This window comes from Streptomyces sp. WMMC500, assembly GCF_027497195.1.
GTDB lineage: Bacteria > Actinomycetota > Actinomycetes > Streptomycetales > Streptomycetaceae > Streptomyces.
On the sequence record NZ_CP114905.1, the window covers coordinates 4,464,085 to 4,476,208 of the forward strand.

The following is a 12,124-nucleotide window of genomic DNA, read 5'->3' on the forward strand; positions in this document are numbered from 1 at the left end:
GCGGCCGCGCGCCCCGCCCGCGTCACGCCGGTCGCGCCCCGCCCGCGTCACGCCGGTGTCGTACGCCCCAGGCGCAGCAGGAACTCCGCGTTGCCGCCGCTCTCCTTCATCCGCTCCAGCAGCAGCTCCATGCTCTGCACGGCGTCGCGGTCGCCGAGCACCCGGCGGAGCCGGTGCAGCAGGGCGACCTCGCCGGGGGCGGCGAGCAGTTCCTCGCGGCGGGTGCCGGAGGCGTGGACGTCGACGGCGGGGAAGATGCGCCGCTCGGCGAGCGTGCGGCTCAGGCGCAGCTCCATGTTGCCGGTGCTCTTCAGCTCCTCGAAGTAGTAGTCGTCGGCGCGGGAGCCGGTCTCGACGAGCGCGGAGGCGAGGATCGTCAGGGAGCCGCCGCCCTCGATGTTGCGCGCGGCGCCGAAGAGCTTCTTGGGGATCAGCAGCGCGGAGGCGTCCACGCCGCCGCTGAGGGTGCGGCCGCCGGCGCCGGCGCTGTTGTTGGCGGCGCGGCACAGCCGGGTCAGCGAGTCGAGCAGGATCACGACGTCCTGCCCGGCCTCGACCATCCGCTTGGCGCGCTCCACGGCCATCTCGGCGACGGCGACGTGCTCGCGGGCGGGGCGGTCGAAGGTGGAGGAGATCACCTCGGCGCGTACGGACCGCCGCATGTCCGTGACCTCCTCGGGACGTTCGTCGAGGAGGACGACCATCAGGTGGCACTCGGGGTGGTTGACGGCGATGGCGTCGGCGAGGTGCTGGAGCAGGATCGTCTTGCCGGTCTTGGGCGGGGCGACGATCAGCCCGCGCTGGCCCTTGCCGACGGGGGCGAGGAGGTCGACGACGCGGTTGGTGAGCCGGCCGGCCGGGGTCTCCAGGCGCAGCCGCTCGGTGGGGTGGAGAGGTACGAGGTCGCCGAAGCGGGGGCGGCGGGCGGCGTCCTGGGGGTCGAGGCCGGCGACGCGGTCGACGCGGGCGAGGGCCGGGGCCTTCGACCGCCGGTCCCGGTCGGCGGCGGCGCCGCGGTCTCGGCGCCTGCCGGAGCCGGAGTTGGCGCCGGAATTCGAGCCGGAGTTCGCGCCCGAGCCGGAGCCGGACTGCGCGCCTGCGCCGGTCGCGGGCAGGACGCCGCCTTCCACGAGGTCGCCCTTGCGGAGGCCGAAGCGGCGGACGAGGTTCGCCGGCACCTGGACGTCGTCGTCACTCGGCTGCAGGCCGGTGACGCGCAGGAACCCGTTGTTGCCCGCGGGCTCGAACACCCCGGCGACCGCGGCGAGTTCGGACGCGGCCCGGACGGCGGTGGCCGCCTGGGTTTCTGCGCTGGTGGGTGTCGTAGTAGTCATGCACGGTCCTTTCACGGACGGTGTCGCGGTTCCAAAGGTGTGTGGGATGTGCGGCAGAGGCGCGGCTTGGGCACGCGCGGCCGCGGAGGGTGGAACAACCTCGCTCGGCGTCAGTCAGCGACTCGACGGAGAACCGGAGCGCGGTGGTGAAGAAGCACGGGCGCCGACTGTGGGCGCGACTCGGTGCTGATGTCAGCGTAACACTCCCCGTCCCCCGGCCATTCCCCTGAGCCGCTACGGGCCCGCCGACCAGGCCCGTAGCGGTACATCCGGGGAAAAGGGCTGCCCCGCTGTCACAGGCGCGTGTCACAGTGCTAGGGACATGACTGCTGCACTCATCGGACGCGACCACCCCGCGGGCGTCCTCAGGGCCGAGGCCGACCGGGCCGCGGACAGCCACGGGGGCCTCGTGCTGGTCACGGGTGAGCCGGGCATCGGCAAGACGTCGCTGGTCACCGCGGCGGTGGCGGACGCGCGACGGCGCGGGACGCTGGTGCTCGGCGGCTCGTGCTGGGCGTCGGAGAGCGCGCCGGGGTACTGGCCGTGGGTCCAGGTCGTACGGGCGCTGCGGCGCGGGGTGCCGACGGCGGAGTGGGCGGGGGCCCGCGAGGCGGCGGGCAGCGGGCTGGACGTGCTGCTCGGCGGGGACCCGGCCGCGACCGGCGCGGAGGGCCGCGGGGGGCGGCGCGCGCACGGGCCGCCGCACGAGCACGGCCCGCCCGACGGCGTACGGGACCGCGACGGGGTACGGGACGGCGACGTACGCGGCGAGGTTCGCGGCGACGACCACGGGCCGGACCACGGCCACGACCACGGCCATGACGCCGGTCCGCACCGCGAGGGGGCGCACGACCACGTGACCGACCCCGCGGCCGTCGCCGGCCCCCCGGCCGGCCCCGGGCGGGACGCGGCCGGCCCCGGGCCGTACGCCGACACCTTCCATCTCGCCGACGCCGTCACCACCGCCCTGGTCGCCGTCTCGCAGTTCCGCCCCGTCATCGTCGTCCTCGACGACCTGCACTGGGCGGACCCCGCGTCCCTGCGGCTGCTGGAGTTCGCCGCGCAGCACACGTGGTTCGAGCGGCTGCTGCTCATCGGCACGTACCGGGACGCCGAGGTCGACACCCCGGGGCACCCGCTGCGCGAGCAGATCGCGCCGCTGGTCGCCAAGGCCACCACCCTCACCCTCACCGGCCTCGACCGCGCCGGCACGGCCCGGCTCATGGCCCGTACCGCGGGCCGCGACCCGGACGAGGCGCTCGCCGCAGAGGTGCACCGGCGGACGGGCGGCAACCCGTTCTTCATCGAGCAGACCGCCCGCCTCTGGGCCGGCGGCGGCTCCGCGGACGCCGTGGCGCCCGGCGTGCGCGATGCGCTGCAGCGCCGGCTGCGACTGCTGCCGGCGCCGGTCGCCGAGCTGCTGGTCGCCGCCGCGGTGCTCGGCCGCGAGTTCCACCGCCAGGTCCTCGCCGCCGCCGTCGGCAAGCCGCCCGGGCACGTCGACCGGCTGCTGGAGACCGCCGTCGCCGCCCGGCTCGTCGTGGGGCGGGGCGCGGGCACGTTCGCCTTCGGGCACGACCTGGTGCGCGAGACGCTGTACGAGGAGCTGGACCCCGCCGAGGCCCGCCGCCGGCACGCGACGGTCGTACGGGCCCTCGACGCCGCGCCCGCGCTGAGCGAGAAGGTCTTCCCCGCCGACCTCGCCCGGCACGCCTGGGCCGCGGGTGACGAGCTGCCCGCCGAGCAGGCCGTCGGGCTGCTGCGGGCCGCCGGGCAGGACGCCGGCACCAGGCTGGCGTTCGAGGAGGTCCTCACGCACCTGCGCCGGGCGTACGAGCGGTCCGCCGGCACGTCGGCGCGCTGCCGGCTGCTGACGGCGCTGGACCTGGGCGGCGCGCTGCTGCACGCGGGGAAGACGGCCGACGCCTGGCCGCTGTTCGACGGCGCGGTGCGCGTCGCCCGCGCCGACGGCGACCCCGAGATGCTGGCCCGCGTCGCCCTCGGCGTCTACAGCGCCGAGGGCTACTGCGCGACGGTCCCCCAGGACCAGCTCGACGCCAACCGCCTGCTGCTCCACGAGGCGCACCGCGCGCTGGCCCGCAGCTCCCAGCCGGAGCCGGCCGGCGGAACGGCAGGCTCGGCGGGGGAGCTGTCGGCCGACCAGATGGCGGCGGAGCTGAGCATCACCCTGTCCGTCAGCGCCCGCCGCGGCCAGGACGACGAGCAGTTGGGCTTCGGCCTGTGGACCCGGCACAACGCGATCTGGGGCCTGGGCACGGCCGCCGAGCGGCTGGCGCTGACGGAGGAGCTGATCACGCTCGCCGAGCGGGCCGGCAACCCCTCGGGGCGGCACATCGCGGTGGCGATGCGCTGGGTGGCCCTGCTGGAGCTGGGCGACCCGCGCTTCTCCGGCACGTACCGCGACTACGTCACCGCCGCCGAGCAGAGCGACCTCGCCAGCATCCGGCACAGCCTGGTGATGGACCAGAGCCTGGTCGCGGCGCTGCGCGGCGACTTCGACGCCGCCGAGCGGTACCTCGCGGAGGTCGTGGAGCTGGGCCGGGACAAGGAGCACGAGCAGTGGATCGAGCTGCTCGACCACCACTGGTGGACGATCCGGATGCTCCAGGGCCGGTACGCGGAGGCGGCCGAGGCGGCGGCGCGGCTCAGCACGGCGGGGCACGGCTTCCCGGCCGGACTGCGGGCGCTGGCGGAGCTGCGCCGCGGCGACACGGAGCCCGCCCTGCGGCTGATCGCCGAGGGCCCGCCGACCCACGAGCAGCAGAATCGCGGCTTCTTCCCGCTGTGGCTGCGGCTGGAGGCGGAGACGGCGGCGGCGACGCGGGACCCGGAGCTGTCCGCGGCGGTACGGGACGCGCTGACGCCGCACCGCGGGCAATGGCTCGTGGCGGTCTACGGCTGGGACATGAGCGGGCCCGTCGACTACTGGCTGGCGCTGGTCGACGCGGCGGAGGGCCGCTGGACCCGGGCGGCCGAGGGCTTCCGCGAGGCGCGCCGCTCCGCGGACCTGCTCCAGGCCCGCCCGTGGTCGGTGCTGGCCCGGCACGGGCTGGCGCGGGTGCTACGGGAACAGGGCGACCCGGCGGCGGAGAAGCTGGCGCGCGAGACGGCGGAGGAAGCGGCCCGCCTGGGCATGAGGCTGGACACGGAAGAAAACCCCCGCCCCGCGCCCACACCACCCGCACCCCCGCCCACCGGCGCGGAGTTCCGCTACGACGGCCGGGTGTGGACCCTGACGTACGCGGGCCGGACCGTGCACCTCCCCGACGCCAAGGGCCTGCGCGACCTGCACACCCTGCTCGGCGCCCCCGGCACCGACGTCCCCGCCGTCCGCCTCCTCAACCCGGAGGGCGGCGAGGAGGTGGTGGCCGCCCACCGCATGGGCGGCGACCCCCTGCTGGACGCCGAGGCCAAGTCCCGCTACCGCAGCCGCCTGGAACTCCTCGACGAGGAGATCGACCACGCGACCGCCACGGGCGACGACACGCGCGCCGCCGCGTACGACCGCGAACGGGCGGCGCTCCTGGAGGAACTGCGCGCCGCCGCCGGCCTCGCGGGCCGCACCCGCCGCCTCGGCGACGAGGCGGAACGCGCCCGCAAGGCGGTGGGCGCCCGCATCCGCGACGCCCTCCGCAAGATCGCGAACGGCCACCCGGACCTGGCCGCCCACCTCAGACAGTCCCTCTCCACCGGCACCACCTGCACCTACCACCCGCCGGACCCCCCGCCCGCCTGGCGGCTGTGACGCCGCGGACACGGGCGGCGTGCTCAGGCTCGGCGGCCGGCCGCGGCCTCGACGACCTCGTCGAGTCGGGCGAGCGCGGTACGGGTCGGTGACGCCGGGCCGGGCCGCCCCTCAGCCGCGTGTGCGGCGCCGGTAGTAGTGCAGAGTGACGGCACCCAGCAGCGGCCCCCACACTGCCATCGGCAGGTAGCAGGCGTTCATCAGCCACTCTCCCCACGGTGCGATGTCCATCTCGGCGTGCAGTGTCGTCCAGACGAAGAGCACGCCGTAGACCGTGCACGCGAGTGCCCCGATGCCCGCCGGGACGACGGCGGCGAGCACGGGGATGCGGCGGCCCCTCAGCCACGGGACCCAACCCGGCCACACCTCCCCCCACGGCCGCACCAGGCCCAGCGTCAGGTAGGCCAGGGCCTCCTGCAGCACGGACAGCAACGGTACGACGAGATACCCCCAACCCGGGATGAGCATCGAGTCGTACTCGGACTCGGCGAGCCCCAGCGGTACGCCGAGCACCACGGCGAGGCGCCACAGGGCGGACGGCAGGGTAGCCCACAGGGTCACGGCCGCTGCCCGCCGGGCCCACAAGGGAACGGGCGAGACGGCCACGGGATACGGGACGGCGGGGCAACGCGCGCTGGTCGGCATAGGAGTGGCTCCCGGGTTGTGCTGGCACGGCAGCCCGACGTTGTCATGTGCCGAGTTCAGGCCACATCCGACCACGGAGTGGTGCCGGGTCCGCCTCCGGTCTGACACAGCCGTAGTTCGTTCCACTGATCCCATGCCTGTGGGGATTTGCCGTGTCAGCGGGACGCGGTGGTGAGCTTCGCGATCTCCGGGTTGCGATCCCACATGCCGTTGCCGCCCCGGTAGACGGGCGGCCCTGACGGGGGCGGAGCCTCGTGACACGAGGTTTTCTCCCACGTCACCGCGACCAGCGGCAAGAAGTGGACAGCTCCTCCGCGGTCCTCACCCGCTGAGTCGACAGGGCCTCAGCCGGCCGGGTTCATCCGGGTGAACCACTCCGCCGCCGCGGCGCCGACCTCCTCCAGAGCGCCCGGCTCCGGGAACAGGTGCGTCGCACCCGGGATCACGCGCAGTTCGTACGGTGCGGTGAGCTCGTGCGCGGCCTCCTCGTTGAGCTTGATCACGAGGTCGTCCCGGCCGCCCACGAGCAGCAGCACCGGCGCGCGTACGCCGGCGAGCGCGCCGCCCGCGAGGTCGGGGCGACCGCCCCGGGAGACCACGGCCCGTACCAGCTCGGGACGCTCGGCCGCGGTGATCAGGGCCGCCGCGGCGCCCGTGCTGGCGCCGAAGAGGCCGAGGGGCAGATCGCTGATGCGAGCCGCGAGCCAGTCGGCGGCGCCGCTGAGCCGGCGGGCCAGCAGGGCGATGTCGAAACGGTGCTCGCGGGTGACCTCATCGGTCTGGTCCTCGGCCGGAGTGAGCAGATCCAGCAGCAGGGTGCCGAACCCGCGGTCGTTCAGTTGGGCGGCGACGGCCTGGTTGCGCGGGCTGTGCCGCGAACTGCCGCTGCCGTGGGCGAACAGCACCAGGCCCGCGGCCTCGTCGGGCACCGCGAGGTCGCCGCTCAGCTCCGTGCCGGCGATCCGGAGGGTCACGCTCTCGACAGCCATGGTCACCTCCCACCCCCCTGGGACAGCGTTGCTGGTAGCCGGGTACCAACGAGACGAACCGGCAAACCGCACCCGCACCGCTCCAGGAGCAACACATTCGTGTGGCGAGATCATCACCCAGAGTGGCAGCCCGCCCCAAGGCGGTGCTCGATGACGTGGAGGCGGGTGGGACCTACCGCATCACGCGGACCCTGCGGGTCTTTGCTGATGCCGGTGAGGGCCGCCCACTCAGCCCAGATCGAGCACCATGACGTCGTGCAGATCAGCCTCGGGCCAAGGCCGTGCCTCGCCGACCTTCCGGTACCCCCACGTTCGGTACACGGCTGATGCCGCCCTGCTGTCGGAGTGGACATTGAGCAGCACGCGCTCGGCCGCGATGCCGTCGAGCAGCGTCTCGTGGAGACGGCGGGCAATGCCGTGTCCGCGCCAGGGTGTGCGCACGGCGAGTTCCATGCGGCCGAAGGTGCGGTGGCCGTCCTCGCGCCGCATGTCGTCGGATACGGGCTCGATGAGTCGGTCCCACCACCCCGTGTCCGCGCTCAGCGGGTACCCGTACGCCATGCCGACCGGCTCGCCGTCCTCGGTCCGGGCCAGGCCGCACGAAAGGTGGTCTTGCGGGTCTGGGAGCGGAAGCGCCGGAAGGTCGCGTTCACGTCGCTCTCGGTCTCGCTGTACGGCGGCTCCGCGAACGCCTCGGCGTAGACCAGGCGGAACGAGTCCTCGGCCGGTGCGGCGGCCTGCCCGTCCATCTGCTCCAGGACCACAGCCTGTCCTGTCACGTGACTCCCCGGGACGGTTTCGCGGTCGCGGCCGCTGACCGGACAGCGCGGGTACGCGCGCGGACGCCCCCGTAACGCCGGCCCCCGCCTGCGGTGGCGGGGGCCGGACGTTCGGGGCTGTCGGGCCTCAGGCGGAGAACTCCCCGCCCTTGACCGCGGACACGAAGTCGGCCCAGCCCTCCGGCGTGAAGGTGAGCGCCGGGCCGTGCGGGTCCTTGCTGTCGCGGACCGGGACGACGTACGTGATCCCTTCCCCGATCTCGACGCAGTCGCCCCCGTTAGTGCTGTAGCTGGACTTGCGCCAGCGGACGGAAAACTCACTTGCGCTGGTCATCGCTTCTCCAACCCTTCCAGGTGCGTACCGATGCGTTCGGCAGACGCTTCGGGCGACAAGGCGTAGCCACGCAGCAGATCATAGGCCCGGACGCCTTCAGCGACCTCGGCTGTGTCGAGGGCCGTCCGCCCCTGCGAGAAGCCGTCCACGAACAGGACGTCGTGCGGCGGCTTGCGGTCGCCTGCCGTCGGATTCCGACGCTGATCGAAGTTCAGGAGGGTGAACGGGCCGGCCAGGCCGGGATGCGCCGCCACTTCGTCCGGCACCACCTGGATCACCGTCCGGGGCTGTCGGCCCGCGGTCAGCAGACGCTCAAGCTGGGCGCGCATGACGGCGGGCCCGCCGATCTTCCTGCGGAGCGCCTGCTCGTCGACGATGAACCAGGTGTGCGGCGGATCCTGGCGCTCCAGGATGGCCTGCCGGGTCATGCGCGCGGCGACGAGGTCAGCCAGGTCGTCCGGCCGCACCGGAGCGAGCATCGCCCGCGCGTACTCCTCCGTCTGCAACAGGGCCGGGATGATCTGGCTCTGGAACGTGGAGATCCTGGAAGCGTCGCGCTCCATCTCCACGTACGGCAGGAACCAGCTCGGGTACGCGAACTGGAGCACCAGCGGATGGAAGTCCTCGAAGAAGTCGACGCCGAACGCCAGGTCGAGGTCGCGTGCCAGGTCCGCGCTCGGCACCCGCTTCGCGTTCTCCACATAACTGACCATGGCCCCGGTGGTGTGCGCCTTCGTCGCCAGCTCCGTCTGGGACCAGCCCCGTTCGGTGCGCAGGTTGAGCACGCGCGAGCCGAAGAAGGCCAGCAGGCTTGCGGGAGTCTCCGGTTCGCCGTTGCGGCTCTGCGTCGTCACTGTGCCCAGTCCTCCTCTTTAACTTCCGGACTGTTAAGCCGTCACCCCTGGTGAGAGGGGGTCTGGCGGGTGAACCGTTGAGTACACCGCGTAGTTACCCGCTCACGCGGAGTTCGAACGGCCGCAGCGCAGCTCCCATCGGAACGAGGTAGGCACGATGACCATCCAGGCCCGTACATTCACCAGGAACGCCCGCTCGGTCGGCCGGGCGCGCGACTTCGTCGCCTCGCTGGTGGGCACGGCGGACCGGGCCGAGGACATCCGCGTGTGCGTCTCCGAGCTGGCGACCAACGCGCTGCGCCACACACCCGCCGGGCGGGTCTTCCTCGTCCACGTCGACGTACGGCCGGAGGAGCACCTCGTCCAGATCGAGGTCCACGACGCGGGGGACGGCAAGCCTCACGTATGCACCCCCGCGGACACCGACGACCGCGGCCGAGGGCTGCTCCTGGTCGCCGCCCTCGCCGACGACTGGGGCACCTCCGAACGCAACGGACCGGGCAAGGCCATCTGGGCAACGTTCAAACTCCCCGGCGGCCCGTCGGCACATCAGCCGTGCGCCCTCTCGGCAGGCGACCGCCGCACCGACCGCAACTGACCCGGCACGCAGCGCGGCACCCACGGCACCCGCCGCCCGCCCGGCACCTGTGACCCTTCGTTCCACAGTTGCGCGACAAATGTTCTACACTCCGGGTATCCTGAGGTTATGGCAGCGACCATCGGATTCCGCCCCACGGACGAAGACGAGCGGATCATAAGAGCCGCGATGCGTGAAGGTGAGCGCACGAGCGACGTGATCCGGCGTGCGCTCCGGCTGCTCGAACGCGAGGTCTGGCTCGCACAGGCCCGCGAGGACGCGGAACGGCTCAAGGACGAGGACCTGTCCGCCGAGGAGGACGCCTGGTGATCCGCGGTGCGGTGTATCGCGTGGACCTGGGCGACGCCAAGCGGGGTTACGAGCAGCGGGGCCGCCGCTACGGGCTCGTGCTGAGCCCGAGTTCCATGCCGTGGAACGTGGCCACGATCGTCCCCACGTCGACGAGCGCGCAGCCGGCCGCCTTCCGGCCCGAACTCGATGTGGCGGGGAGCCGTACACGACTCCTGGTGGACCAGATCCGCACGATCGACGTGTCGTACGTCCACGGCGACCCGGTCCACTACCTCGACCACGCCGAACTGGCAGAGGTCGAGCACGCAGTAGCCCGCTACCTCGGCCTCGCGTCCTGACACACCTGGGCCTGCGGCCCACCACACCCCCGGGGCCGCGCTGAACCAGCTCTGGGACTCCTTGGCCTTCCCTATGCTGTAAGCACGAAGCCGGAAGAGGTGTCGGGCCGTGGAAAAGGCCGGCGCACTGGCGCAACTGTGGCACGACCTCGACGTTCCCGACGGCCTGCGGGTGGAGCTCCTCGACGGCGAGCTGGTGATGCAGGCCAACCCCGGGCACGTCCACGACCTCCCTGGCCGGAGTCTCGTCCGGCACACGCCCGACCCCTTCGAGGCGTGGTCCGCGCGCGGCTTGCTGGTGGCCGACGACTACCGCCCCGCGCCGACGCCGTGATCATTCGGGGTGAGGACCGCCCGGCAGACGAGGCGGACGCGGACTGGCCGGCGCAGGTCGTGCTGGCCGTGGTCGAGACCGTCTCCAGCACCCGCACGGCAATCAAGCGCGACTGGGAGGACAAACGCGAGCGCTACGCCTCCGTGGGCATCCCGGTCTACCTGATCGTCGACCCCAGCAACGCGACCTGGCACGTCCTCCAACTGGAGGGCCGCGTGTACGTCGAGACGGACAAGGGCATCTTCGGCCAGCCGCTGACGTTCCCGGAGCCGATGGCCTTCACCGTACAGACGCACGGCTGGCACCCGTACAACCGCACACCGGTGGAACGCCCCCCACGCTGATCCGTCGGACCAGAGGGCCGGGGCCGATCCCGGTGCCCGAAGTCGTCGGCGTCACTCCCGGGCATCGGCCGCAACCTCGTCGACCACCTGCTCCCCGAAGCGCCAGAAGCCGCGGTTACCGAACCCCTCGGTCTTCAGGCCCTCCTCGGCGGCGACAGCCGCGGCCCGCTGCTGGGTGAGTCCGGGGAAGGCCCCCGGGCTGACGCGGATGTAGCCGCGCCGGTCGAACACCCGGGCCCGCAGGATGCTCCGGAGAGTGGCTTCCTGCTCCGCCACCGTCTGCTGCTTCTTCTTCCACATTCCTGGGCTCCCTTCCGTGCGCCCGGCCCTGCGCGCCGTCCACACCACGGCGCCCGCGCACACCGCGGCGGCGGCGGCGACTCCGAGCAGCTCCGGCACCGCGCCCGTGAGCCCGGGCGTCGTCGGCCGCACCTCGCCTTCCGGGTCCGCGACCACGGTCACGGAGTCGCCGGGGTCGAGGTCATCGTCCTCCCGCCGCAGCTCCGGGCCCGGTACGGCCCGGCCGTCGGGGTCCTTCAGCGTGTAGTACCACGTACGGCTTCCGCGGTCGCCCTTCTCCAGCCGCTCGCCGGTGACGGTCGCCTGCACTTCCTCGCCCCGCGTCTGGAGCGTCAGGTCGTCGCGGACCGTCTGGCCGGCGAAGGAGCCCAGCAGCAGGGCGACGAACGTGGCCACCAGGGCGTAGCAGCCGGCCTCCACCCCGCCCAGCCGTGCCAGCAGGACGGCGAGCAGCCCGAGTTGAGCTGTCCACAGCAGCACCGTGACCGCCGTACCGAGCAGGGGCGCCCCCAGCATCAGGCCGGCGGCACTGGCCGCCGCGTAGACGGCGGTGAGCAGAACCCGGGTCACGGCAGGCTCACGCGCCTTCCAGTTCAGCGACTGTTTGTTCCGTCTCGTCGGGGTCCTCGGAGGACAGCGCTCCGACGATCCCCATGACGATGCTGAGGTAGTCGTTCCAGTTCTGGTCGTCCTCCGTCATGAAGACGAAGAGCGCCGTCCTGTCCCCCGGCAGCAGCGGTACGGCGCATTCCAGGCGGCGTACGGTGGTGGGCGGCTGATCTTCTGGCAGGCCGTACATGAACCCTGGCACCGCGATCTGCTCCTCGAATGCGCGAATCGCGACCGGCCCGTACGGGGCTTCCGCCACGGCGATCTCGGCATCGGGCGTCACTGCAGCCCATTGCATGGCGGTACGCCGCGCAACCGCCCCCCGGTCCGGCCATCCCTGGCCGTCGATGAACACCGCCAGCACCCCCTGGGTGAAGCCGTCGCCGGCGCCGTCGCCTGCCCGGTAGAGGCAGGTGGACAGGTGCACCGCGCCGGCGTCGGTCAGCAGCCGAAGCAGGTACGCACCGGTGATGACCACGCTCAGCTGCTGCTCGGGCCTCGCGTCGGGAAACAGCTCGGTCACCGCGTCGGCGAGCTGCGTCATGCGCGCTTCGGTGCTCTGGTGCAGCTCCACCTCCCGGAAACCGGGCGGAAGAAGGAACCACAGAT

At 73.1% G+C, this 12,124-nt stretch carries 13 protein-coding genes and 1 pseudogene; 6 read left to right on the top strand and 8 right to left on the bottom strand.

Annotated elements, in window-relative coordinates:
- Positions 1-47 precede the first annotated feature (47 nt).
- Positions 48-1,250 carry a transcription termination factor Rho gene (gene rho / locus O7599_RS19120; RefSeq protein ID WP_281623436.1) on the bottom strand — a complete coding sequence of 401 codons (1,203 nt, stop codon included), beginning with the start codon at positions 1,248-1,250 and terminating at the stop codon, positions 48-50.
- A 406-nt stretch (positions 1,251-1,656) separates the two neighbouring features.
- Between rho and O7599_RS19125 the strand changes: the two genes are divergently transcribed.
- On the top strand, positions 1,657-5,100 hold the full coding sequence (locus O7599_RS19125; RefSeq protein ID WP_281616820.1) for an AAA family ATPase: 3,444 nt from the start codon (positions 1,657-1,659) through the stop codon (positions 5,098-5,100).
- 111 nt (positions 5,101-5,211) lie between these two features.
- Here O7599_RS19125 and O7599_RS19130 read toward each other — a convergent pair whose 3' ends face one another.
- The 5 genes and pseudogenes from O7599_RS19130 to O7599_RS19150 all read right to left on the bottom strand — a co-directional run bounded on the left by O7599_RS19130 (position 5,212) and on the right by O7599_RS19150 (position 8,701).
- Entirely contained in the window at positions 5,212-5,661 is a 450-nt protein-coding gene (locus O7599_RS19130) for a hypothetical protein (protein ID WP_281616821.1), read from the bottom strand.
- Between the two features lie 428 nt (positions 5,662-6,089).
- Positions 6,090-6,734 carry an alpha/beta fold hydrolase gene (locus O7599_RS19135; protein ID WP_281616822.1) on the bottom strand — a complete coding sequence of 215 codons (645 nt, stop codon included), beginning with the start codon at positions 6,732-6,734 and terminating at the stop codon, positions 6,090-6,092.
- A 228-nt stretch (positions 6,735-6,962) separates the two neighbouring features.
- Positions 6,963-7,483: pseudogene (locus O7599_RS19140) on the bottom strand (GNAT family N-acetyltransferase).
- 157 nt (positions 7,484-7,640) lie between these two features.
- A complete protein-coding gene (locus O7599_RS19145; RefSeq protein ID WP_281616823.1) occupies positions 7,641-7,847 on the bottom strand; it encodes a DUF397 domain-containing protein in 207 nt (68 codons plus the stop codon).
- On the bottom strand, positions 7,844-8,701 hold the full coding sequence (locus O7599_RS19150) for a helix-turn-helix transcriptional regulator (RefSeq protein ID WP_281616824.1): 858 nt from the start codon (positions 8,699-8,701) through the stop codon (positions 7,844-7,846). Before O7599_RS19150 ends, O7599_RS19145 begins: the two co-directional genes overlap by 4 nt.
- A gap of 157 nt (positions 8,702-8,858) precedes the next feature.
- Here O7599_RS19150 and O7599_RS19155 point away from each other — a divergent pair, with 157 nt between their 5' ends.
- From O7599_RS19155 to O7599_RS19175, 5 genes are all read left to right on the top strand, one after another.
- Positions 8,859-9,299 (top strand): ATP-binding protein, encoded by a 441-nt coding sequence (locus tag O7599_RS19155; RefSeq protein ID WP_281616825.1) that lies wholly within the window; start codon positions 8,859-8,861, stop codon positions 9,297-9,299.
- A 108-nt stretch (positions 9,300-9,407) separates the two neighbouring features.
- Positions 9,408-9,608, top strand: coding sequence for a hypothetical protein (locus O7599_RS19160; RefSeq protein WP_281616826.1), 201 nt, complete (start codon positions 9,408-9,410; stop codon positions 9,606-9,608).
- Positions 9,605-9,928, top strand: a complete 324-nt coding sequence (locus tag O7599_RS19165) for a type II toxin-antitoxin system PemK/MazF family toxin (RefSeq protein WP_348652552.1) — start codon at positions 9,605-9,607, stop codon at positions 9,926-9,928. Before O7599_RS19160 ends, O7599_RS19165 begins: the two co-directional genes overlap by 4 nt.
- 109 nt (positions 9,929-10,037) lie before the next feature.
- Positions 10,038-10,262 (top strand): hypothetical protein, encoded by a 225-nt coding sequence (locus tag O7599_RS19170; protein WP_281616827.1) that lies wholly within the window; start codon positions 10,038-10,040, stop codon positions 10,260-10,262.
- The gene (locus tag O7599_RS19175) at positions 10,259-10,606 is read left to right on the top strand and encodes a Uma2 family endonuclease (RefSeq protein ID WP_281616828.1); all 348 of its coding nucleotides are present in this window, start codon (positions 10,259-10,261) and stop codon (positions 10,604-10,606) included. The genes O7599_RS19170 and O7599_RS19175 overlap by 4 nt, the downstream gene beginning before the upstream one ends.
- 51 nt (positions 10,607-10,657) lie before the next feature.
- Here the strand turns inward: O7599_RS19175 and O7599_RS19180 are convergent, their stop codons facing one another.
- Entirely contained in the window at positions 10,658-11,476 is an 819-nt protein-coding gene (locus tag O7599_RS19180) for a hypothetical protein (RefSeq protein WP_281616829.1), read from the bottom strand.
- Positions 11,477-11,483: 7 nt separating this feature from the next.
- The gene (locus tag O7599_RS19185) at positions 11,484-12,089 is read right to left on the bottom strand and encodes a hypothetical protein (RefSeq protein ID WP_281616830.1); all 606 of its coding nucleotides are present in this window, start codon (positions 12,087-12,089) and stop codon (positions 11,484-11,486) included.
- Positions 12,090-12,124 lie beyond the last annotated feature (35 nt).